Genomic DNA, 21,557 nt, shown 5'->3' with positions numbered 1-21,557 from the left:
TTCGAAAAGAATTGACAAGTATTATGTTGGAGCCTGTACTGATTTGGATCGTAGGCTTTATGAACATAATCTTGGACACTCTAAATTTACCTCCACTGGAGTGCCTTGGGTTTGGTTTACAAGGAAGAATGGGAAGAGTTGGCTTTAGCGAAAAAACGCGAATTGAAGATCAAAAAGATGAAGTCAAGAGCATACATTCAGGACCTTATCCGAAAATGGAGTGGCTTAGCTCGGTAGCGCATCCCGATTTAATCGGGAGGGCCCTGGGTTCGAATCCCAGCGGGATCACCAAGGCAGATCAGAAATGGTTTGCTTTTGTTATTTTTAGCCTTTTTCTAAACAAATCTTACTTCACTTATTAAAGCTAAAACTTCAAAGGATCGAGGTATTTAAAGTGTCCATTAAGCTTGATCTTTTCCTTAGCACTTTCTACGGCTTTGATTACGGGTATCATCCGCTTAAAATGACTGATCAGGAATTCAGTTCGAGAACTTTCAGCTTCCATCTGAAGCAATTCAAGTTCTTCTTCCAGCCGCAAACCAACTTTATGTGCAAAAGTGAATGAATTGACTAGTAATGGGTCAAATTCAACTTCATAATTCAGCAAGTGTAGCATTTCTTTTAGGTAGAAGATAAACTCGTGGTGCAAGACACTGGTGATGCCGGGGTCATTCCTGAGAAAGGCCACATCTCCTCCCGCATATAACTTTCCGGAGACCGGATTGTCAAAGCTCAGCATTTTGAATGCTCTCAGCCCTCTCGTTTGAATATCCATTCGGCCATCTTCGTACCGTTTTTTTATTCTTTCCAGCGCGACTTCTGTACCATATCCACTCAGTTTGTCTGTGAATACACAGATTCCAAAAGTAGTTCCGTGGTTTTCAACATCTTCCAAAAGCTCTTTGTACCTGGGCTCAAAGACATGGAGATTCAGTTCCTCTCCTGGAAAAGCGACAAGTTTCAATGGGAAAAACGGAATGTACATAGGATAGCTCTCTAATGGATAACCCCAACGAACAAGAATGGTTGTAAGGTTCTATTCCATTTTTAAAAAATAAGCCCCGAATCGCTTCGGGGCCTGATGGATTATTTCTTTGCAATGTAAGCCAATAGATCGACTACCTTATTGGAATATCCCCATTCGTTGTCATACCAAGCAACGACCTTTACGAAAGTGTCTGATAGCTGGATACCAGCCTCAGCATCGAAAATGGAAATTCTAGGGTCTCCGATAAAGTCATTGGAAACCACGGCATCTTCCGTGTACCCAAGGATTCCCTTCATCGTTGTCTCAGCTGCTTCTTTCATTTTAGCACATATTTCAGCGTACTTGGCAGGTTTTTTAAGTCTAACAGTCAAGTCAACTACCGATACGTCTGGAGTAGGTACTCTGAAAGCCATACCGGTAAGTTTACCGTTCAATTCAGGAATAACCTTTCCCACAGCCTTTGCTGCACCCGTAGAAGATGGGATGATGTTCTGACCTGCACCACGTCCTCCTCTCCAGTCTTTTGCAGATGGTCCGTCTACAGTTTTCTGAGTAGCAGTAGTCGCGTGAACCGTAGTCATCAATCCTTCCTCGATTCCCCAATTGTCATTCAGCACTTTTGCAAGCGGTGCGAGGCAGTTAGTGGTGCAAGATGCGTTGGAAACAAAAACCATGTCAGAGGTGTAGGAATCTTCATTTACACCCATTACAAACATTGGTGTGTCATCTTTAGACGGAGCAGACAAAATTACTTTCTTTGCCCCAGCATCGATATGTCCTTGTGCTGTATCCTTGCTTAGGAAAATCCCTGTAGATTCGATAATGTAATCCGCACCGACTTCACCCCACTTCAAGGAAGAAGGGTTTTTTTCTGAAGTCACCCGGATTTTGTTTCCGTTGACGATCAACGCACCGTCTTTCACTTCCACAGTCCCTTTGAACTGTCCGTGAGTTGAATCATATTTTAGCATGTATGCCATATAATCGACATCAATGAGGTCGTTGATTGCTACTACCTGAATGTCATCTCTTTCTTGCGTAACGCGAAAAGCGAGTCGGCCGATTCTTCCGAATCCGTTGATTCCTACTTTAATTTTGCTCATAAGTATTGTTGATTTTGAGTATAGGTTTGATTTTCCAAACATTTCAGGAAGCCACTTTTGGCTAAAATATCCTGACTTTTGGCTAAGTTATTACAAATAAACGGATAGCCCAAACTTCTTGGAAGCTGACATTGGACCAAAGGGAATTTGAATAATTTCAATCGATTTCGCTTTAAAAAATTTTCAGAATCAAATTGAAAATTGATTCTTTGGGGATTAAAGAAGCTTTAAAATTAAAATGGCAGCAGCTCATGTTTGTAAACGCAATCCAAAAAGTCTCCGGTTTCACCCGTGCGATTCATTCCATTTCCAGAAATTTTGGAAGTACCAAAATTGAAAGAGGGGCAGCAACTCTTTTTTTTGTGAATCAGGATGGTTGGGCTTTGACTTGTAAGCATGTGGCCCAATGGCTTTCACAGGCAGATGCTATCAATAAAAAATACGTTCAATACCAGACAGATTCCCAAAATCTGACTACCGGACAAAGAAAAGCGCTTGCAAAAAGAATGGGGTTTGATGAAAGCAAAGTTGCTGAGATGATAGTGACTTTCGTGGACTGTGTAGACCATATCTCCAACATCCGTTTTTTTTTACATCCGGAATATGATTTGGCTCTACTCAAATTTGAAGGGTTTGAGAAAGTGTCTACTTCAGGAAATCCAATTTTTCTCAAAGAAGATCAACGTGCACAACCGGGTGAAATGCTTGGTCGTTTGGGATTTCCTTTTCCTGAGTTTTCCAATTTCCAACTTAATCAGGAAAAAGACTGCCTGGAATGGCTGAAGACCGGTCAGACCCGATCGCCAAGATTCCCAATAGAGGGGATGTTAACCCGTTTTTTGGGGGACAAGAATGGGAAAGTATATGGAATTGAAATGAGTACTCCGGGCCTTCGTGGGCAAAGTGGAGGGCCACTATTTGATTCAGAAGGCAGAGTGGTAGGCATGCAAAGTCGAACCAAGCACTTGCATCTGGGATTTGATCTTGAAGAAAAAGAAGTGATTGCCCATGGCAAAGTCAAAAAAGTCAATGATTACGCTTTTATTCACTTAGGAGAATGCATCCATGTATCGGTCATAAAAGATTTTCTCCGAAAAAATCAAGTGATCTTCGCCGAAGGATAAAAAAAGCCGGATTCTTTTTGTAGAGATCCGGCATTTTACTTTTTCTAGACGAGTGTTTCCAGGATTTCATTGAAGGACTTGCTTGGACGCATTGCCTTGGAAGTCTTTGAGGTATCTGGTCTGAAATAACCTCCGATATCAATTGGCTTTCCTTGTGAACTGTTGTATTCATCCACGATTTTTGACTCATTTTCCGCCAAAGCCTTGGCAAGGGGTGCAAATTTGGCTTGGAGCCCGGCATCCTTGGTTTGTTCTGCCAGCGCTTCGGCCCAATATAAGGCAAGATAAAAGTGGCCACCCCGATTGTCTAATTTTCCAACGACACGTGCCGGAGATTTATCATTTTCGAGCCATTTCCCGGTTGCTTTGTCCAGCGTTTCTCCTAAAAGTAAGGCTTTGGGGTTATGAAATTTCTGGCCAAGATGTTCTAAAGAAACCGCAAGTGCCAAAAATTCTCCCAGGGAATCCCATCTCAAGTGACCTTCTTCGACAAACTGCTCCACATGTTTTGGGGCTGATCCACCTGCGCCTGTTTCAAATAAGCCTCCGCCGTTCATTAATGGAACGATGGAAAGCATTTTGGCGGACGTTCCAACTTCCAAAATGGGGAAAAGATCTGTCAGATAATCTCTTAGGACGTTTCCTGTTACCGAAATGGTGTCTTTGCCTTCTTTGATTCGCTGACAGGAGAAAATGGTCGCTTCCACAGGCGGCATGATGTGAATTTCCAAGCCTGAAGTGTCATGGTTTGGGAGGTATTGATTTACCTTTTTGATCAGCTGCGCATCATGAGCCCGATCCGGATCGAGCCAGAAAACAGCAGGCGTGTTGGAAAGTCTGGCTCTTGAAACTGCCAATTTCACCCAATCCTGAATAGGAGCATCTTTAGTTTGGCACATTCTCCAGATATCTCCCGTTTCCACAGGATGAGAGAACAAAACGGAACCGGATGAGTCAATTACTTTAACTGTGCCGGAGAAAGGAATCTCGAAGGTTTTGTCATGAGACCCATATTCCTCGGCTTTTTGAGCCATCAAGCCTACGTTTGGTACACTTCCCATCGTGGCAGGATCGAACGCACCATTTTCTTTGCAGAAGTCAATGGTCGCTTGATATACTCCTGCATATGATCTGTCCGGGATTATTGCTTTGGTGTCCTGAAGTTTTCCCTCCTTATTCCACATTTGTCCTGAGGTGCGGATCATGGCGGGCATGGATGCATCGATAATCACATCGCTTGGGACATGGAGATTGGTGATACCTTTCTCAGAATTCACCATTGCCACCTCGGGGCTGTCTGCATAACAGGCGTCAATATCGGCTAGAATTTCCGCTTTTTGATCAGCCGGCAGTTTTTCGATTTTGTCCAAAAGATCTCCAAAACCATTATTCACATCTACTCCCAATGAATCCAGTGTTTCAGAATGTTTTCTGAAAACTGGGGCAAAAAACACTTTTACCGCATGACCAAAGATGATGGGGTCGGAGACTTTCATCATGGTAGCTTTCAGATGGATAGAAAAGAGAACACCCTTTGCTTTTGCGTCGTCTTTTGCTCTTTTCAAAAACTCCTTCAATGAGGCAATACTCAGGGTAGCAGCATCAATCACTTCTCCCTCCATCAAGCTGAGACCTGATTTAAGGACTTCTCTTTTTCCATCATTCCCGACTAATTCGATGGAAACTGAGGTAGCAGCAGAAATGGTAAGGGATTTTTCACTTCCGTAAAAATCACCTTCACTCATGCTGTCTACATGGGTTTTGGAATCAGATGACCACTTTCCCATCGAGTGGGGATGCTTTTTGGCGTAGTTTTTCACCGCTAAGGGAGCTCTTCGGTCGGAGTTTCCTTCACGAAGTACGGGGTTTACAGCGGACCCTTTGATTTTGTCATATTTGCCTTTGACGGTCTTCTCTTCTTCCGTCTTTGGCTCTTCAGGATAGTCAGGAAGGGAATATCCTTGGGCTTGAAGTTCTTTGATCGCAGCTTTCAATTGCGGGACCGAAGCTGAAATATTCGGAAGTTTGACAATATTGGCTTCGGGTGTGGTGGCTATTTTGCCCAGTTCGGCAAGGTCATCATTGATTTGCTGCTCAGGTTTGAGGTATTCGGGAAATGCTGCTATTATCCTGCCTGAAAGTGAGATATCACGAGTCTCTACCTGAATTCCGGCAGATTTGGTGAATGCTTGTACAATAGGCAGAAGTGAATAGGTTGCTAATGCTGGAGCCTCATCTGTCAGCGTGTAGAGGATTTTTGGGGTTTGGTTACTCATAGTTTATGGGATGCTAAAAAGGATTTGCCTGTTTCCCAATTCGAATGAACTGGCACAGAGGCCATCCGTTGAAAAGGCGAAAGCAGGGTCTGAATTTACGGGCCTAAAATACGAAAATTAGGTTTGTTTCAAATTCCGCTTAAAGAAAGGAAGCAGGATTATGGCAAGGAGTTCTAAATAATCTGAAAAGAGTCAGAATCCATCCAAGCTGGAAATTTGGTGCGATATTCAGCGAGGTCGGAGGATGAAAAGGTCGCAATCGCGATTTTTTCAGCTTCCCCCAGGTCCACTATTTTTTCACCTTTGAAATCGTAAGCGGCTGAATGTCCGACGTACGCGATCTTATTGCCGTCCGTTCCAACCCGATTTACTCCGATGGAATAGGAGAGGTTTTCGATGGCTCTGGCAGGCAGCAGCGCATCCCAGGCAGATACACGGGCAGCGGGCCAGGATGCAATGTAAAAAATGATGTCATACCCGGCATTTCCCTGGTCCCAGCCATTTCTCGACCAAACAGGAAATCTCAGGTCATAACAAACTTGGGGGCAAAAATTCCATCCTTTGAGCCTAAAAATCGGTAATTCCCTGCCTGGGGAAAACGTTTTGTCTTCTTTTGCCATTCTGAATAAATGGCGTTTGTCGTAATGCTCAATCATGCCCTCTGGACTCACCCATAGCAGACGGTTATAAAATTTCCCTCCCTCTGAAACTATCGCACTACCGGTGAGGGTAGCTTGAGTCTGTGCAGCTAGCTGCTTCATCCATTTACACACTGTCAGATTCATCGGTTCGGCAAGTTTGGCCGCATCCATGCTGAAACCGGTAGGAAACATTTCCGGGAGGACAATTAAGTCCGCTTTTCCCTTCAAGCTCCAAATTTTCTCTTCCAGCATGGCCAGATTGGCAGTTTTGTTTTGCCAATGCAGATCAGTCTGAACGAGTGCAACTCGGATTTCATGGCTTTTTTCCATCATTTCAGCGGATAGATCATTCGGTAATCCGTGGATATTTTTCCTTTGCTGACATCCACGAGCTTGGATTGAATGAGACGTTTTTTCAAGCCTTTGAGGTAATCGATAAATAGGATGCCTTCCAAGTGATCGTATTCATGCTGAATGACTCGGGCGGTCATCCCCGAAAATTCTTCCTCCTTTAGGTTCCAGTTTTCGTCATAATACTCTAAGGTGAGTTTCTCAGGACGGATGATTTCAGCCCTTACTTCAGGGATACTGAGGCATCCTTCTTCAAACCCATAGTCGTCTCCGTATTCATCCAAAATGATCGGATTGATGAATGCTCTGCGGATTCCTTTTTCTTTGTCTTTTTCATCCAGCATCAAGCTGCTGTCGATTACAAAAAGGCGTACGCCCTGATTGATCTGCGGAGCAGCAAGTCCGACCCCATTGGCAAAGTCCATGGTGGCGTACATGTCATTAATCAAGGCTTTGATATCTTTACCTTCGGTGATTTCTTCTGCTTCTTTTTTGAGGATAGGATTGCCGTAAGCGACTATTGGGTAAATCATTGTTGTTCGAGATAAGATTGAAGAATGATCGCCGCTGAGACTTTGTCCAGGTTTCCGGCCTTTTCTTTTCGGTCTTTCTTTTTGCTGCCCATGGCGATCATGCTTTGCATGGCCATTTTGGAGGTGAATCGTTCATCTACCAGAACTATTTTTTTATCTGGAAAGTCAATTTCCAGTTCTTTCTTTAGCTTCAATACGCTGGGGGTCATATTATTATCCTGTCCATTGAGACGAGTGGGGAATCCAAGGACAAGCGTTTCAACGTCTTCTTTGGTACAATATGACCTGAGATAGGGTATCAGCTTGGCTGTTTCGATGGTTTCCAATGGGTTGGCCAAAATTTTCAACGGATCGGTAACAGCCAATCCCGTCCGCTTAGTTCCCAGGTCGATAGCAAGTACTCTGGCCATCAGTTGGTCTGAATTGTTTTTCTGATCTTCCGAAGGGCTTCTTTTTCCAATTCCACGGCTTTGGGGAACAGCAATTCATCTTCAATTTTGGCATGAATGGAAAGCTCCCGCTCAAAGTTCTGAAGTTCATGATAGAGCACTTTCATAGTCAATGGCGCATTCTCTTCAAGGAAGTAATCTTTGGTCAGTATTCGGATTCCTTCCATTTCATCTTCATGGATTTCATGCTGGTCTGCCAGGAGATGGATTGGATCTTTTTCCAAAATGGTCAAGGCATCCTGGGTTTTGAAATGTCCGTCTTCGATATCCTGCAGGAGCTCAATTCGCTTAAACAGCCGACTTTCTTCTTCGTGAATATGGTGAATGAAGTCGTCTACAAACAGCGGAAACATAATTCTCAAATCAGCCATCAAAGCCGCAAATTCCGGATCCGGCTGTATTCCCGAAATAAGATTTGAAAGGAAGGGGAGTTCCTGTCGAACGAAATAATAGTGTTTCTTCTTAAGGTAACCCACCAGAAGCTCAATCGGATTTAAATAGAGTTCTTCAGATGTAGGTTCTTTGCGTTTTGCCCATGCTTCCAGCTCGGCTATAAGTATCCCAGGGGTGACTTTGTGCTTTTTGCATACCTTCTCCAAAGAATCTGTCGGATATTGGTAAAAGCTGATTCCGAAATAGTAAAGAACAGCGGCTAGGACGTAATTTTCAGAAACCAGTTCTGCAACAGCTGTCTTTTCGAAATCACGATTTAGGTTCATACGACAAAAATAATTTTTTTTACACGATAAAGCGGGAATAAATCTGACCTTTATCCATCCCAGTCGTATAAACATTCGTTAATTTTATCTAAAATCTGTTTTCAGCTGGATCATTTTGCTGTAGTTTGAGTTATTGACTAAAAATCGAGAAAAAGTGAGCGAGACCAAGAATACCAAATCCCAAATCCGTCTACCCATTATACTTGCACTGGCCATCTCCGCGGGGATTTGGATCGGTGCTACTTTTGCTGAGCCAAAAAGTAACCAAAATGATCTCCGGGCAGCATTGTATAAGCTTCAGGAAATCATGACTTACATCAATCGTGACTATGTAGATAGTGTAAACACGAATGAATTGGTGGAGTTTGGGATCACTAAAATGCTGGAAAATCTAGATCCACACTCAAGCTATATTCCTGCCCGAGACGCTTCTTTGGCCCAATCCCAGTTGGAAGGTGAATTTGACGGAATAGGTGTTGAATTTGGAATCATCCGGGATACGATCTACGTGGTAGCCCCGTTAACAGGCGGTCCTTCCGAAGCACTTGGCATTCAGTCCGGTGACCAAATCATCAGTGTAGACGGAAAAAATGTAGCAGGGATAGGAATCACAAACCGGGATGTTTTTGATTACCTCAGAGGTCCAAGAGGGTCAAAAGTAATGATTGAGATCAAGCGAAAAAATCAATCTGATCTCATTCCTTATGAAATCACCCGTGACAAAATTCCACAATACAGCATCAACGCTTCCTACATGATCAATGAAGAAATCGGCTACATTAAAGTAACCCGATTTGCTGCGACCACTTATGAGGAATTTAAAACTTCCCTTAACCAACTTTTGGGTCAAGGGATGAAGAAGCTCATCATTGACCTACAGGGAAACCCGGGAGGATATATGGGAGCCGCGATAAATATGGCCGATGAATTACTCGGTGATCGTGACTTGATCGTATCTCAGGAAGGCAAAGTAGATCAATACAGCCAGAAAGCTTTTGCCTTCAAGCCAGGAATATTTGAGGAGGGATCTGTGATTGTATTGATCAATGAAGGATCGGCTTCGGCTTCGGAGATTTTGGCAGGAGCGATACAGGACAATGATCGGGGATTGATTGTAGGCAGAAGGTCCTTTGGAAAAGGACTGGTCCAGATGCCGATCGATTTGTCAGACGGTGCAGAGCTGAGGTTGACGATTGCCCGATATTTTACCCCTTCGGGCCGATCTATTCAAAAACCGTATGATTCAAATTACAGCGCTTACGAAACTGATCTGATCAATCGCTATGAGCACGGGGAGTTTTTCTCCGCTGACAGTATCAAATTCAATGACAGCCTGAAGTACGAAACCAAAAAAGGGCGTACGGTCTACGGTGGAGGTGGAATTATGCCTGATTATTTCGTGGCTTTGGACACGACGATGAATAGCCCATACGTTAACAGACTCTTTAATTCTGATTCTTCCCGGGAGTTTATTCTGGATTTTGTTAGCAAGAACAAAGAACAATTCACTAATATGACCCTACAGCAGTACTATACTGACTATCAGGTAAGTGATGCAGTGTTGATGGAATTGGTAGAATTCGGTAAGAAAAACAAAGTCGAGTTTGACGCCGCCGGATTCAATAAATCAAAGGATTACCTGAGGATTCTGGTAAAAGCGCACTTGGGACGTCAGATCTATGATGACAACGCTTTCTATAAAGTGATCAATGATATCAATGAGGTTTATCTGCAGGCACTGGGTCTTTTTGGTGAAGCGGATCGGATCTCGATGGCGACAAACCTAAAAGTAGAAGGGGTGGAATAAACCTTTTGCTCGAGATTTGAATGGAAAGCCAATCCATACTGGTTGGCTTTTTCATTTAAAAGAAAAAGCCATAATATTAGTATTTAAACTGTGATTACCACGACCAATTCTCGCGCGGTAGTTGCCGCTTTTTGACCCATGTAAAGTCTGGATAGTGGCTCCTTCAGTGGAGATGATTCCGGGACCCGAATAAAATTGTAGCGTTGGAGATTAGAGCTGTTTGGAGATAGTATCCCTGCTTCCATGCATTTTTTGACCAAATCATGATCAAATCTTTCTCTTTGGTCAAATATCCTGACTGATCTTCTTTGGTTTACAGCTTCAAAAAATCCTAATTCCTGTACTCTAATCCTCATTTATCCTTTTTAGATCGCTCTAACTGAAAATAATTTCAATGTTTACCCATACTTTGCAGAAAGGAAAACACTGATTCAAATTCAAACCTATGTTTTTTACGCTTATCCGATTACAATACCTGAAGAGTTTGCGCTCAACTTCATTTGCAAAAAGTGTCCTGACCAATATTCTGATGGGCTTTTTGATTTTGATTTTATTGAGTTATGTGGTGGGTTTGGGGATTTTGCTCAAGTCCATTCTTGACGTGGTAGCACCGGGGGAAGATTACATCGCTTTACTCAACAGCTTTATGATTTACTTTTTTCTAGGGGAATTTCTCTATCGGTATTTTATCCAACAGCTTCCGGTAATCGAACTGGAAAGTTTGCTTCATCTTCCGATCGGGAAGGGGAGGATTATTCAAATGCTGTTGTTGAGATCATTCATTTCTCCGCTTAGTATCATTGCTATTTTACTGTTTTTGCCATTTTCGATCGAAGTAGTCGATGCCAAGTATGGAGTAATCGGTGCCCTTACTTGGATCGCTACGATTACGTTTACAAGCTGGACGATTCACTGGTTTATGCTTTGGTTCAAGCAGCGATTCGAGGATAGCTTGATTGGTCTGTTTGTGATTTTCTTGGTGTTGGTTTTAGGGGCTGGATCCAGTTATATGGGTTGGTTTAATCTGGGCGAAATCATGAAACCGGTTTTTGACTTCTCTTTGACCAGTCCGATTCCACTTCTGGGAATGCTCGGGGTGATGATAGCAGCTTATTTACTTTGCTACAGATTTTATGTTTCCAATGCTTATTTGGAGGATCTTTCCGAAGAAGAGGATGTACGCTTTGTCAATCAGTCGATCGGGCTTTTCTCGAGATTTGGATTGGCTGGCGAGATGGCCAATCTGGAATGGAAGCTGATCATCCGACATAAAAAGAGCCGAACTTACCTGATGCTGGCTGGGTTCTTTTTGCTTTATGGATTGATATTTTATAAAAATCCCCAATATGCAACAGCAGGTTCTGGTATCAACTGGTTCTTTATTTTTGTGGGGATTTTCATCACGGGCATCTTCATGCTTCAATATGCCCAGTTATTCTTAAGTTGGAATTCAGCCAATTTTGATTTTTTCCTTTCCAAAAGGCACGGTATTGAATCACTGGTGAGAGGAAAATACCTGCTTTTCATCGGGGTTTCATTTGTTTGTTTCCTTGCAGCTGTTCCTTATACTTTCTTCGGTTGGCAATTTCTCCTGCTTCACGTCTGTTGTCTTTTTTTCAACATCGGGATCTTAATGCATTTGATCATCTATTTTTCCCTTTGGAAGCCCAAACCGATGGATTTGAACAAAGGCGCAATGTTTAACTATGAAGGTGTCGGCGCAGCGCAATTCCTGATGATTTTACCCATGTTTCTGGCTCCATATGCCATATATGTTCCTTTTTGGCTTTTGTTCAATGAATATGTAGGCCTGTTGGCTTTGGGAATTATCGGTCTTCTAGGGTTGCTGGCTTTCAAACCTTTGTCTCAAATCAACATCGATCGGGTGCTTTCTAACCGATACGAAATTTCATCTTCATTCCGTCAAGAACTATGATTCAGATATCTCAACTCAAAAAGCAATACAAAGAAGCCGTGGTCCTCGATATAGATTCCTTGGATATCCCTTCAGGTGAATGTTTTGGACTGGTGGGGAACAACGGCGCCGGTAAAACTACCCTTTTTCGTATTATCCTTGATCTTGTCAGGGCATCATCAGGCTACGTAAAGATCAATGGTGAGGACGTCAGTAAAACAGAAGCCTGGAAGGCCAAGACCGGAGCCTATTTGGACGAACACATGCTTTTGGCTTACCTGACGCCGGACGAGTATTTTGAAACGCTACGAGTAATCTACGGCATGTCAGTTGCCGATCTCAAGAATCACCTCGATCGGTTTACCGAACTGTTCAACGATGAGGTTTTGGGTAAGAAGAAATACATCCGCGATCTGTCCAAAGGGAATCTTAAAAAAGTGGGGATCGCAGCGGCCCTGATGGGCAATCCCGAGGTTGTCCTTCTAGACGAGCCCTTCGAAAACCTGGATCCAAGCTCCCAGATTCGGTTGAAAAAGCTTATTCTTCGGGAGACTGAAAATTCCAGGATTACCTTTTTGATATCCAGTCATGACCTGAACCATGTCACTGAAATCTGTGAGCGAATTGTTTTACTGGAAAAAGGAAAAGTGATCAGGGACTTAAGAGAAAAGTCCGAAATGATGGGGGAATTGGAAGCTTATTTTACGGGGTAAATATTACTTTAGGTAGAAAGTTTCATCGTCACAGATTCGCATTGTCTTGGATACGATACATCCCTCAAAAACATATTCTCCGGGCTGACTTGCTTTGAATTTCTTAAGGGTTGAGATTCTTCCGGATTTTCCATCCAACTCCTCTGAAAACATCACATTGCCATTGACTTCCCATATCATATCCCATTCGTTTGAAGGGGGAATACCTCTGACTACGAGCAAAAGACCTACACTGTCTTGAAAACTTTGGTTGGGTTCGGCAATGACCCTTACTTCTTCTATGGTAAAATCAGACGGTTCAGGGGGAATAATATTGCAGCCTAAAAGGATGAAAAACAGAAGCGGTAACTTTTTCATAGGGATATGACTTGACTTTGGCAAGTTAACAAACGAAGTGTGAAAGAGTTAAAAAGGCCAATTGGCAATCAAAGAAATAAGAATTGTAGGAAAAAAAAACCTCTTCTGTGACAATTTGGGATTTGGAGGATGGTTTGTGAGGCATATAGAAAGATTTTTTAGGAGAGGAGCAAATTTAATCTTGCATTTTCAAATCAAGTTGGGAAAATGATACTTGAAAGGTCTTTGATGAGTCAAGTGATTTTAAATCATCTTTTACCAATATTCTGAACCTTTTCATTTAAATTAGTGTACCATTACGTGTACACAAAATTTGAAATCATGTTAGTAATAAGCACAAGAGAGTTTCGGCAAAATCTCAAAAAATATTTAGATCTGATTGATAAGAATGAGCGGGTGATCATCCAGCGTGGGAAGGACAAAGTGTATGAAATTTCAAACGAAGTAAAAAATGACCGATTCTTTGATGATCCAGCCGTACAGGAGCGGTTGGCCAAGAGCCTTCAGTCTTACTTCGAAGGTAAAACTGTAAAATTGTCTGATGACCAATTGAAGGATCTACTTGGTATATGATATTTGAGATTGACTATACATTTGAGGCACTGGAAGATATTGAGAAGCTGAAGAATACCGGAAACAAGGTTGTTTTAAAGAAACTTTTCTCCCTTATCCAAGAACTAAAGCACCACCCTGAAACTGGCACTGGGAAACCGGAAAGACTCAAACACTACCAGCAAAACACCTGGTCGAGGAGGATAGATAAAAAAAACAGGCTTGTATATCTGATTGATGGAACAAAGATCGTAGTGACGATTTTAGGTGCCTATGGTCATTATGGTGATAAATAAAGCCAGCTTTATTCCTGAGGATTAATTTGGCCAACTCTAACTTCAGATACAGCAAAAAGAAAAAATTGGAATTTAATTCTGGTAGGTCAAATCCATAGGCCGATTAAATTTTAGAAATCGAAACACTGGGTGAGGACTCAATCTCCCTGTGTGATGAAATTATTGTTTTTTGTAGCTTGGACAATCTTAAGTCTACGCCTTTTGAACTAATATGCTGGAGCCACTTTTGATCGTCATCTAATTTCTCGGATCTGGATTTGTACTTTCCTTGGTCCAAGATGCACATTTAAAAAAGTCATTTCTTTCGAAGAAGGGGTTTAGACTGGTTAGCCTTGGTTCCTTTAGCTTTTTTCTGTTGGGGTCTTATATGGCATTGAAGTTTCTATTTGGATTTTAAGACTTTTTGCAGATCGTACACCTCGTACGACTCGCACAATTCTTATCGTACGAATTGTGCAAGGATCGAAATTTGAAAAGATTCAAGTGAAATTCCGAATAAACCAATCTCAGGATTTGATCAGTTTTGGGTGAGGCTTTTTTTAACTCCTTGTAGACTTTTTAAAAAAAATAATTGATCAATTCTCTGGAAGATGCCTTTGAACGGTGCTAGGAAGTATCTATTCAAAAATCAGACAGATTCGCTACTAAATCCGCTACTATTTTGAGCTTTTAAACAATAAACCCCTGATATTCCGATTAATATCAGGGGAATGGTGGAGCTGGTGGGATTCGAACCCACGTCCAGATAAGGAAACACCGTACCGTCTACATGCTTAGTCATCGGTTGTTTTTTCGACCACGCTATGCTGGATGACACACCTAAGCGAGGCTTATCGATTTGGCTTAGGCCTGCTTAATCGCATCACAGGCAGCAGTCCAATCAAGTCGACACCCCGGAATCCACCCCGAAAGGACGGAGGGCGGAGGGATGTGGCTGGGGAATCACTCTCGTGACTCAACCCTTTAAGCGATCTATCCTAAGAGGTTAGATTAAGCAGCCATGGCGTAAGAAGTTTCGCCATTTATCGTTCGTATGAATCTTTCAAGGCCGTACATACTCCAGCCTGCATGCGAGCCCGATCTTTACACCTACTGTCAAAACCGGTCAGCCCCATTCGTATTTGGATGACAAATGTAATTCAAATTTGGTTCCCTTTGGAATTTCGAATTACGATTTACTAGGCTTCAAGTTGTGTAGAGGCTTTAAACTTGGGAAACCTTACCACTTTTTAACCTTACCACTTTTCAACTTTACCAACTTACAATTCTAAACTCCTGACTTTTGCGCATTAAAACCTTCCAACTTTGTAACCTTCCAACTTTTCAACCTTTAGACTTTTCAATTTTCCGATCTAATTAAACCTCAAAATCTTAGCGAAAAACTTTCCAAAAGGATAATTTTCACTCCGTCAGAATATCCACTTTTTTATAACTTGCAGCAATGGAAAACTTCGTCGTCTCGGCAAGAAAATACAGACCGGCAGATTTTAAAAGTGTAGTAGGACAACAGCACATCACTACCACACTGCAGAATGCCATCTCCAATCATCACCTAGCTCAGGCTTTCCTGTTTTGCGGCCCCCGTGGAGTAGGCAAAACTACCTGCGCTCGAATTCTTGCCAAGACAATCAACTGCGAAAATGTCACCAACAACGAAGCCTGCGGAAAGTGTGACTCCTGCGTTTCCTTTCAGAATAATGCCTCATTCAATATCTATGAGCTCGATGCAGCTTCCAATAACTCTGTAGACGACATTCGAAACCTCGTAGATCAAGTGAGATACGCGCCTCAAAAAGGGCAATACAAGGTCTATATCATTGATGAGGTGCACATGCTTTCCACTGCTGCCTTCAATGCGTTTTTGAAGACGCTGGAAGAGCCTCCGAAGTATGCGATTTTTATTTTGGCTACTACAGAAAAACACAAAATTATCCCCACGATCCTTTCCCGTTGCCAGATTTTTGACTTCAACCGAATTCAAATCAAGCATATCGCAGATCACCTCCGGGAAATCGCCGAAAAGGAGAAAGTCGACTACGAAGATGAAGCGCTGCGATTGATCGCAACCAAAGCTGACGGGGCGCTACGTGATGCCTTGTCGATTTTTGACTTGATTGTCACGTATTCTGCGGGTAAAAAAGTCACCTATAAGGAGACCATCGATAATCTAAATATCCTCGATTACGATTACTATTTCAAAGTTGTGGATGCACTTCTAGCAGAAGATCTTTCATCCACACTCTTGATTTTTGATGAAATCCTCAAGAAGGGTTTCGATGGCCACAACTTTATCGTAGGGCTCAGTGAGCATTTTAGGGACTTGCTTGTGGTTAAGGATGAAGCCACAGTCGAATTGCTTCAGGTTTCCGATAGTGCCAAAGAACGCTATCTGCTTCAGACCCAAAAATCTTCCGGTTCTTTTTTGCTTTCTGCCCTGAACTTGGCCAACCAATGCGATATCCACTACAAAGCCAGTAAAAATCAAAGGCTTCATGTGGAGTTGGCATTGATGAAGATGGCCAAACTTCCTCAGGCTTTTCGCTTGGCCACTCTTGCTGGTGCTGAAGCAAAAAAAAAAGCCTGAGTGAAAAGGCAGAAGAAACACCTGAAGCTTCTTCAGGTCATCCCACTGTTTCGGTCGATTTTTCGAGTACCAAAAAGACGCCATTAAAAACCACGATTTCAATTCCTTCCAGTCTTTCACAAACTAAAAAGCTTGTGGATGAAAAGACAAGGCAGACTAAGGAAGCTTCGGAATTGAAAACTCAAGAGGTGGTGGAAGTAAAGCCAAAGGATAATGCCCTGACCTTAACGCAGGAGTTATTTGACTCGCATGTTGAATCGATTCGGGCTCATTTTAAAAAGGCGGATAAAAATCTGGAGTTGGCTATTCTGGGTCAACAGATCAAAGTGAGGACCGGTGGAGAAGTCATCCTGGAAGTAGCCGGACACATGCAGGAGGAAATTGCGGGTAAGATGAAGCCCGAATTGGTGGGACTGATAAGACAGCTAACCGGCGCGGATCGCGTGATGATTTTAGTGGAACTAAGAGAAGAAGTCGAAACTGGAGCTCCAAAACTTTACACCAATACGGACAAGTTTAATTACCTGAAAGAGAAGCATCCTGCTTTGGCTGAACTTCAGCGGAAATTTGGGTTGGAGGCAGATTTTTAAAAATCCAGTGAAATTCCAAAATTAATCAGATTCTGAAGTTGGACAGCCTGCCTGGAAGTCCCGTCTTCTTGTCTGATAAAAACCTCCTCGTCATAGATCAGGGCGGTTTCGATTCGGGTAGAAATGAACTTATTGACTTTCAACCGGATGATGGAATTGAAATTCACCACTAAATTCCCAAAGCTTTCATAGTTTGAAAAAAGATTAAGGTCAGCTTTCCAGGTTACATTTTCCATCAGAATAAAATCTACCACACTGGTGGCAAGTGACATACCTGCCTCAGCCCGCACGTTTTCTCCCGGCATCACCCCAAACGCCCCGACACTGCTCAAGGAGTCATTCATGACGATGGTAAATCGACCGGTGAAAGGGGACAAGATGATGGATAGCCGGCTTTTATTTTCGTAAGTCTTTCTCAAATTGAGACCGGTAGATGACTGTAAATAGCCGGGAGAGAGCAGGTCTGAAATTTTCTTTCTAACATCCACCTCACTCCCTGATGGCCGGGAGTATTGATACCCTGTGAGCAGTTGGGTTCTTGCATCCAACTGCGTCGTTAGGTACATGAATTTTGATATTTGACGTCCGTAATTACTGACAAAAACGAAATTATCATTCGTCTTTCGTGTTTGAAACTGCCGATCAGACTGCCTGTTAAATCCAAGATTAATGTTCAGTTGGGTGTCCCAGACTTTGGAGTCTTTTTTATAGTTGGCAAAAAGGGAAACACCGGAATTCAACGCAAATGAACTTGCGCCACCCGCTGCCCAATTGCTTAACGTGACTTGCTGAATGTTGAGATTGTAGTTTCCTCCTGTCTGCCAAAAAATCTCTTTTACAGGTTCATCCAACAAAATGGAATCCCCCAGCATCAACAAGGTATCGCCATTTATCAATACCGTGTCGGGGATTATTAATCGGTCCTGTGCAAGGACGGAAATACTCAAAATAAAAAAGAGGATTCCCGTAAAAAAGGTGTGCTTAAGCATTGAAAGGAAGTTTGACAGGCAAATCAAGGCTTGAAGATAACCAATTTTTGACCGATGCTGATGATGTTTTGGCTTCCTATACTGTTCCAGGATTTTAGGTTTTCGACAGTGACTCCATATTTTCTGGAGATAGCGAAAAGAGTTTCCCCCTGCGCTACGGTGTGGGTTACCCGATTTGGTTGCGCAGTCTCCCTAGGGTAAGTTGGAGTGGAAGGTTTGGCTTCAACAGGCTTGGTAGCGGAAGCAATTACTGATTTATTTTGTTGTACAGGTTGGGAAATCGGTAGTATGGTAATGTCTTCGCCCCGCTTTCTGGGTTCTCGGAGGTTGAGTACCATTCCCGCTTTGAGATCTGAGTCTTTCCTGATTCGATTTTTTGATTTAAGGGAAGCTAGTCGGATTCCGTATTTCTGTGAGATGGACCAGAGCGTTTCACCTGGAAGTACCAAGTGTGTGTCCACTTGAGCGCTGGTTTTTTTCTTTTCGGTATAATAGTACTTTCCCGTCTCGATTCGCTCACCTGGATTCATGTCGTTGATTCTTAGGAATTTCTTCTCTTTGACGCCAATCTCATCGGAGAATTTGCTTGGGCTGGTGGTTTTTCCGGCCAGTACCCCATCCAGTTCATTGACTGTAATTTGATTGGGTTGATTGGCTTTGGTCGTATTTCCCGAAATTCTCGGATAGGAATTGGCCTGCTTGTATATCGGTGAATTTTTTGCAGATGCAGTGGACGCGGACTGGGACTTTTTAGGTTTTTCCTCAGGGGATTTAACTATTGCCGGCTCGATCGGAAGACTTGCTTCTTTGATATAAAACAGGGTAAAAGTGCCCGCAGGTACCCTTCCGTTTCCTGCCCATTTATTGTATTCTTTCAGGTGTTCTTCACTCACTCCAAACCGTTTGGCAAGTGCCGCCATCGTGACAGGACCCTGAATTTTTTCTTCCACCAGTTGCCGATTGGATACCAGCAAGCCAAATGCATTTCCGTAAGCGATTTTGTGTGCCAGGAATTTTTTGAAATACCAATGGGTATTGCGATCTACCTCAATGACTTTTTTTCCCGAATATTGATTTCCAAAATAGGCTTTGGCACCTCCAAGACCCATTTGGTAGGAAACTAAGGCGGTCATCCAGTTATCGAGTGTGGCGTTGTGCTTTTTCAGGTACAGGGCGGCCCCTCGGGAGGAGGAAGCAATATTTTTCCGCTCATCCACCTGGGCATCAACCCGCAGGCCTACTTCCTCGGCAGTGCCTTGCTTAAACTGCCAAAATCCTACCGCATTGGAAGTGGAGACTGCGTCTGAAATAAGTCCACTTTCCTGTATCACCAGGTATTTTAGATCTTCGGGAATTCCCATGCCCCGGAGTTCGCGTTCCACGATGGGCATGTATAGTTGGAATCGTTCTTGTTTTACCTTGAAATAGCTCGGATTTCGATATTGGGCATCTACATCCAGCTGGATTTCGCGTTGTGCTTGAGGGGTGATTTTGAGGGTTAAATCTGCAAATTCCAACTGTGCCGGAACCTTTGGGATTTGAGCTAGAAGTGGATTTGTTCCGAAGAATAGGTAAAGGAAAAGAATCGGTAAAGCTTGCTGAAATCTCATCGAAAGGGTCTTTCGTTTTATTTACCCATGCTGTGCAAAAATGATTCCCATTTTGCCTGAATCAGAGTTTTCTGGCCATTAGGACTCCGTCACGGATCGGTAAGAGAATGTTTTCTACCCGGGGATCATCTTGGACTTTTTGATTGAAATCCAAAATCGCCTGAGTGTCTTTATCTACTTTTTGGCCTTCTTCCACAAGAATCTTCCCCGACCAAAGGACATTGTCAGCTAAAATGATTCCCCCCTTTGGCACTTTGTCAATGACCAAATCGAAATATTCCGAATAGAAAAATTTATCAGCGTCGATAAAAACGAATTCAAATGGTCCCTCCAGCATAGGGATGATTTCCCGTGCATTTCCCAGTCTGTAGTCGATTTGATTTGCAAGTCCACTTTCTTCAAAAAATTCCCGCACCATCGTTTCCAGCTCATCATTGATGTCCAAGGTGATCAGTTTACCACCTGGTTTTAAGCCTCTAGCCAGGCAAATTCCCGAATAGCCGGTGTAAGTACCGATTTCCAGGATCGTCTTAGGTTGGGTCATTTTCACAAATAATTCCAACATTTTTCCCTGCAGGTGTCCGGAGATCATTCGTGGCATCAATACCTTGGCTTGGGTTTCTCGCGTGATTTTTTTCAGAAGTGTATCTTCCGGACTTGTGATCGATTCACAATAGGAGAGCAATGCCGGATCAATGAATTCCATCGCCTAGTTTGGAGTGTAAATGAGGTAACTGAGTTGCTCAGGATTGAAAATTTCCTGCGCAATTGCCTGAATTTCTTCAGCGGTGGTAGTTCTTATCCTCTCAAATATCAAATCTAAAGGATCGATTTTTCCATGGTCGATCAGGCTTTTGCCATAGACAAGCATCAACGAGGCGTAATTTTCCTCCGCCATGGCCATCTGCCCAATCGCTTGTTCCTTGGCCATGTGCAATTGGATATAGCCCAATTTTTTGGTTCTGAGTTTTTCCAGTTCCCGATGTACGATGGTCAGGGATTTCTTCAACGTTTTCTCTTCAGTGCCGAAGAAAATTCCAAAAAATCCCGTGTCAGAGAAAGCCTGATAACTCGATTCGATACTATAAACGTACCCGTGATTTTCCCGTAAGGAGAGATTCAATCGGCTGTTCATTGTGGGTCCGCCGAGGATGTTATTCAGGAGGTAAAGCTTGAATCGGTTTGCATCATGGAGAGAATAAGCTGGCCTTCCTATTGCACAAAGCGATTGGGTGACGTCTCGGGCAATCGTTTTCCGCTTGGGAACGTAATCTTGAAAACCACTTCTCACATACAAGGTATGCTTTGCCTGAATCTGACTTAAAGGGCCTTCAATAGCTTTCAGCACTTTCTCAAAAGTGATATTGCCTACCACCGAGAAAACGACCTCAGAAGTATCCAAGCGGGAGGAAATAAAGTCAAAGAAATCCTGTTGCGAAAATCGGGAGACCGTTTCTTCGGTACCCAAAATGTTTCTCCCCAAGGCATGATTTTCAAAAACCAATTCGTCCAATTCATCCTGAATCGAATCATCCGGAGAATCCCGATACATGGCCATTTCTTCCAAAATCACCTGGCGCTCCTTTTCGATTTGCTTCGTTGGGAAGGTACTGTTGAAGGTGATGTCGAAAAGTAATTCGGCTGCTTTGTCGTAGTGCTCCTTCAAAATGGAAGCGTAAAAACATACCTTTTCCTTGGTGGTGTAGGCATTGAGCTCCCCGCCAAGCGATTCCAGTCGGTTGATGATGTGAAATGTTTTACGTTTATGGGTGCCTTTGAAGGCCATGTGCTCCCAAAAATGCGCCAATCCTTCGAGTTCTTTATCCTCGTCTCTGCTTCCGATATTCAAAACAAACCCACAGTGGACTATTCTGGTATGGGTAACTTGCTGATGAACAATACGAATCCCGTTGGAAAGTTCTTTGATATTTAACTGCATGCTGTTAATCTGTCTCCTCTT

22 protein-coding genes and 1 other RNA gene are annotated in these 21,557 nt (G+C 42.9%); 9 read left to right on the top strand and 14 right to left on the bottom strand.

Annotated features, from left to right (window positions below; translation table 11 throughout):
- Window positions 1-43 precede the first annotated feature (43 nt).
- Window positions 44-148: a GIY-YIG nuclease family protein gene (locus C4S61_RS22635; protein WP_407640574.1), complete on the top strand. Its 105-nt coding sequence runs from the start codon at window positions 44-46 to the stop codon at window positions 146-148.
- 216 nt (window positions 149-364) lie between these two features.
- Here the strand turns inward: C4S61_RS22635 and C4S61_RS07555 are convergent, their stop codons facing one another.
- Together C4S61_RS07555 and gap are read right to left on the bottom strand one after the other, a co-directional pair.
- Window positions 365-985, bottom strand: coding sequence for an LON peptidase substrate-binding domain-containing protein (locus C4S61_RS07555; RefSeq protein ID WP_103924166.1), 621 nt, complete (start codon window positions 983-985; stop codon window positions 365-367).
- 101 nt (window positions 986-1,086) lie between these two features.
- Window positions 1,087-2,091, bottom strand: a complete 1,005-nt coding sequence (gene gap / locus C4S61_RS07550) for a type I glyceraldehyde-3-phosphate dehydrogenase (protein ID WP_103924165.1) — start codon at window positions 2,089-2,091, stop codon at window positions 1,087-1,089.
- Between the two features lie 251 nt (window positions 2,092-2,342).
- On the opposite strand from gap, the gene C4S61_RS07545 reads away from it, so the two are divergent.
- A complete protein-coding gene (locus C4S61_RS07545; protein WP_103924189.1) occupies window positions 2,343-3,215 on the top strand; it encodes a S1 family peptidase in 873 nt (290 codons plus the stop codon).
- A gap of 44 nt (window positions 3,216-3,259) precedes the next feature.
- On the opposite strand, the gene C4S61_RS07540 is transcribed toward C4S61_RS07545, so the two are convergent.
- From C4S61_RS07540 to C4S61_RS07520, 5 genes are all read right to left on the bottom strand, one after another.
- Window positions 3,260-5,491, bottom strand: a complete 2,232-nt coding sequence (locus C4S61_RS07540) for an NADP-dependent isocitrate dehydrogenase (RefSeq protein ID WP_103924164.1) — start codon at window positions 5,489-5,491, stop codon at window positions 3,260-3,262.
- A 173-nt stretch (window positions 5,492-5,664) separates the two neighbouring features.
- Window positions 5,665-6,462, bottom strand: a complete 798-nt coding sequence (locus C4S61_RS07535) for an amidohydrolase (RefSeq protein WP_103924188.1) — start codon at window positions 6,460-6,462, stop codon at window positions 5,665-5,667.
- A complete protein-coding gene (gene def / locus C4S61_RS07530) occupies window positions 6,462-7,016 on the bottom strand; it encodes a peptide deformylase (protein WP_103924163.1) in 555 nt (184 codons plus the stop codon). Before def ends, C4S61_RS07535 begins: the two co-directional genes overlap by 1 nt.
- Window positions 7,013-7,426, bottom strand: a complete 414-nt coding sequence (ruvX, locus tag C4S61_RS07525; RefSeq protein WP_103924162.1) for a Holliday junction resolvase RuvX — start codon at window positions 7,424-7,426, stop codon at window positions 7,013-7,015. Before ruvX ends, def begins: the two co-directional genes overlap by 4 nt.
- On the bottom strand, window positions 7,426-8,184 hold the full coding sequence (locus tag C4S61_RS07520; protein WP_103924161.1) for a hemerythrin HHE cation-binding protein: 759 nt from the start codon (window positions 8,182-8,184) through the stop codon (window positions 7,426-7,428). The genes ruvX and C4S61_RS07520 overlap by 1 nt, the downstream gene beginning before the upstream one ends.
- Before the next feature lie 154 nt (window positions 8,185-8,338).
- On the opposite strand from C4S61_RS07520, the gene C4S61_RS07515 reads away from it, so the two are divergent.
- Window positions 8,339-9,991, top strand: a complete 1,653-nt coding sequence (locus tag C4S61_RS07515; RefSeq protein WP_103924160.1) for a S41 family peptidase — start codon at window positions 8,339-8,341, stop codon at window positions 9,989-9,991.
- Between the two features lie 83 nt (window positions 9,992-10,074).
- On the opposite strand, the gene C4S61_RS07510 is transcribed toward C4S61_RS07515, so the two are convergent.
- Window positions 10,075-10,347 (bottom strand): nitroreductase family protein, encoded by a 273-nt coding sequence (locus tag C4S61_RS07510; RefSeq protein WP_103924159.1) that lies wholly within the window; start codon window positions 10,345-10,347, stop codon window positions 10,075-10,077.
- Window positions 10,348-10,436: 89 nt separating this feature from the next.
- On the opposite strand from C4S61_RS07510, the gene C4S61_RS07505 reads away from it, so the two are divergent.
- Together C4S61_RS07505 and C4S61_RS07500 are read left to right on the top strand one after the other, a co-directional pair.
- Window positions 10,437-11,927 carry a DUF5687 family protein gene (locus C4S61_RS07505; RefSeq protein WP_103924158.1) on the top strand — a complete coding sequence of 497 codons (1,491 nt, stop codon included), beginning with the start codon at window positions 10,437-10,439 and terminating at the stop codon, window positions 11,925-11,927.
- Complete coding sequence (locus tag C4S61_RS07500) at window positions 11,924-12,619, top strand: ABC transporter ATP-binding protein (protein WP_103924157.1); 696 nt, start codon at window positions 11,924-11,926, stop codon at window positions 12,617-12,619. Before C4S61_RS07505 ends, C4S61_RS07500 begins: the two co-directional genes overlap by 4 nt.
- 3 nt (window positions 12,620-12,622) lie before the next feature.
- Here C4S61_RS07500 and C4S61_RS07495 read toward each other — a convergent pair whose 3' ends face one another.
- Complete coding sequence (locus C4S61_RS07495) at window positions 12,623-12,976, bottom strand: hypothetical protein (protein ID WP_103924156.1); 354 nt, start codon at window positions 12,974-12,976, stop codon at window positions 12,623-12,625.
- A 321-nt stretch (window positions 12,977-13,297) separates the two neighbouring features.
- Between C4S61_RS07495 and C4S61_RS07490 the strand changes: the two genes are divergently transcribed.
- Both C4S61_RS07490 and C4S61_RS07485 read left to right on the top strand, forming a co-directional pair.
- Window positions 13,298-13,549, top strand: coding sequence for a type II toxin-antitoxin system Phd/YefM family antitoxin (locus tag C4S61_RS07490; RefSeq protein ID WP_103924187.1), 252 nt, complete (start codon window positions 13,298-13,300; stop codon window positions 13,547-13,549).
- Window positions 13,546-13,824: a Txe/YoeB family addiction module toxin gene (locus C4S61_RS07485; RefSeq protein WP_103924155.1), complete on the top strand. Its 279-nt coding sequence runs from the start codon at window positions 13,546-13,548 to the stop codon at window positions 13,822-13,824. The genes C4S61_RS07490 and C4S61_RS07485 overlap by 4 nt, the downstream gene beginning before the upstream one ends.
- A gap of 711 nt (window positions 13,825-14,535) precedes the next feature.
- On the opposite strand, the gene ssrA is transcribed toward C4S61_RS07485, so the two are convergent.
- Window positions 14,536-14,937: a transfer-messenger RNA gene (ssrA, locus tag C4S61_RS07480) on the bottom strand.
- 328 nt (window positions 14,938-15,265) lie between these two features.
- On the opposite strand from ssrA, the gene C4S61_RS07475 reads away from it, so the two are divergent.
- Both C4S61_RS07475 and C4S61_RS07470 read left to right on the top strand, forming a co-directional pair.
- On the top strand, window positions 15,266-16,408 hold the full coding sequence (locus C4S61_RS07475) for a DNA polymerase III subunit gamma/tau (RefSeq protein ID WP_103924154.1): 1,143 nt from the start codon (window positions 15,266-15,268) through the stop codon (window positions 16,406-16,408).
- A gap of 134 nt (window positions 16,409-16,542) precedes the next feature.
- Window positions 16,543-16,998, top strand: a complete 456-nt coding sequence (locus C4S61_RS07470; RefSeq protein WP_103924153.1) for a hypothetical protein — start codon at window positions 16,543-16,545, stop codon at window positions 16,996-16,998.
- On the opposite strand, the gene C4S61_RS07465 is transcribed toward C4S61_RS07470, so the two are convergent.
- The 4 genes from C4S61_RS07465 to C4S61_RS07450 form a co-directional block, all read right to left on the bottom strand.
- On the bottom strand, window positions 16,995-17,987 hold the full coding sequence (locus C4S61_RS07465) for a DUF3078 domain-containing protein (RefSeq protein ID WP_103924152.1): 993 nt from the start codon (window positions 17,985-17,987) through the stop codon (window positions 16,995-16,997). The two genes, C4S61_RS07470 and C4S61_RS07465, sit on opposite strands and share 4 nt — an antisense overlap.
- 23 nt (window positions 17,988-18,010) lie before the next feature.
- Window positions 18,011-19,597, bottom strand: a complete 1,587-nt coding sequence (locus tag C4S61_RS07460) for a LysM peptidoglycan-binding domain-containing protein (RefSeq protein WP_103924151.1) — start codon at window positions 19,595-19,597, stop codon at window positions 18,011-18,013.
- Between the two features lie 61 nt (window positions 19,598-19,658).
- Window positions 19,659-20,303, bottom strand: coding sequence for an O-methyltransferase (locus tag C4S61_RS07455; protein ID WP_103924150.1), 645 nt, complete (start codon window positions 20,301-20,303; stop codon window positions 19,659-19,661).
- A 3-nt stretch (window positions 20,304-20,306) separates the two neighbouring features.
- Window positions 20,307-21,536 carry a M16 family metallopeptidase gene (locus C4S61_RS07450; RefSeq protein ID WP_103924149.1) on the bottom strand — a complete coding sequence of 410 codons (1,230 nt, stop codon included), beginning with the start codon at window positions 21,534-21,536 and terminating at the stop codon, window positions 20,307-20,309.
- Window positions 21,537-21,557 lie beyond the last annotated feature (21 nt).

It is taken from the genome of Algoriphagus boritolerans DSM 17298 = JCM 18970 (assembly GCF_900108085.1).
Classification (GTDB): Bacteria; Bacteroidota; Bacteroidia; order Cytophagales; family Cyclobacteriaceae; genus Algoriphagus; species Algoriphagus boritolerans.
The sequence above is the reverse complement of the archived record's forward strand: the minus strand, read 5'-3'. Positions and strand labels throughout refer to the sequence as shown.

Excerpts from the sequence above, each read along its gene's own strand:
- C4S61_RS07555 (WP_103924166.1), bottom strand. The coding sequence starts at position 985 with ATGTACATTCCGTTTTTCCCATTGAAACTTGTCGCTTTTCCAGGAGAG.
- gap (WP_103924165.1), bottom strand. The coding sequence starts at position 2,091 with ATGAGCAAAATTAAAGTAGGAATCAACGGATTCGGAAGAATCGGCCGA.
- C4S61_RS07545 (WP_103924189.1), top strand. The coding sequence starts at position 2,343 with ATGTTTGTAAACGCAATCCAAAAAGTCTCCGGTTTCACCCGTGCGATT.
- C4S61_RS07540 (WP_103924164.1), bottom strand. The coding sequence starts at position 5,491 with ATGAGTAACCAAACCCCAAAAATCCTCTACACGCTGACAGATGAGGCT.
- C4S61_RS07535 (WP_103924188.1), bottom strand. The coding sequence starts at position 6,462 with ATGGAAAAAAGCCATGAAATCCGAGTTGCACTCGTTCAGACTGATCTG.
- def (WP_103924163.1), bottom strand. The coding sequence starts at position 7,016 with ATGATTTACCCAATAGTCGCTTACGGCAATCCTATCCTCAAAAAAGAA.
- ruvX (WP_103924162.1), bottom strand. The coding sequence starts at position 7,426 with ATGGCCAGAGTACTTGCTATCGACCTGGGAACTAAGCGGACGGGATTG.
- C4S61_RS07520 (WP_103924161.1), bottom strand. The coding sequence starts at position 8,184 with ATGAACCTAAATCGTGATTTCGAAAAGACAGCTGTTGCAGAACTGGTT.
- C4S61_RS07510 (WP_103924159.1), bottom strand. The coding sequence starts at position 10,347 with ATGAGGATTAGAGTACAGGAATTAGGATTTTTTGAAGCTGTAAACCAA.
- C4S61_RS07505 (WP_103924158.1), top strand. The coding sequence starts at position 10,437 with ATGTTTTTTACGCTTATCCGATTACAATACCTGAAGAGTTTGCGCTCA.
- C4S61_RS07500 (WP_103924157.1), top strand. The coding sequence starts at position 11,924 with ATGATTCAGATATCTCAACTCAAAAAGCAATACAAAGAAGCCGTGGTC.
- C4S61_RS07495 (WP_103924156.1), bottom strand. The coding sequence starts at position 12,976 with ATGAAAAAGTTACCGCTTCTGTTTTTCATCCTTTTAGGCTGCAATATT.
- C4S61_RS07490 (WP_103924187.1), top strand. The coding sequence starts at position 13,298 with ATGTTAGTAATAAGCACAAGAGAGTTTCGGCAAAATCTCAAAAAATAT.
- C4S61_RS07485 (WP_103924155.1), top strand. The coding sequence starts at position 13,546 with ATGATATTTGAGATTGACTATACATTTGAGGCACTGGAAGATATTGAG.
- C4S61_RS07475 (WP_103924154.1), top strand. The coding sequence starts at position 15,266 with ATGGAAAACTTCGTCGTCTCGGCAAGAAAATACAGACCGGCAGATTTT.
- C4S61_RS07465 (WP_103924152.1), bottom strand. The coding sequence starts at position 17,987 with ATGCTTAAGCACACCTTTTTTACGGGAATCCTCTTTTTTATTTTGAGT.
- C4S61_RS07460 (WP_103924151.1), bottom strand. The coding sequence starts at position 19,597 with ATGAGATTTCAGCAAGCTTTACCGATTCTTTTCCTTTACCTATTCTTC.
- C4S61_RS07455 (WP_103924150.1), bottom strand. The coding sequence starts at position 20,303 with ATGGAATTCATTGATCCGGCATTGCTCTCCTATTGTGAATCGATCACA.
- C4S61_RS07450 (WP_103924149.1), bottom strand. The coding sequence starts at position 21,536 with ATGCAGTTAAATATCAAAGAACTTTCCAACGGGATTCGTATTGTTCAT.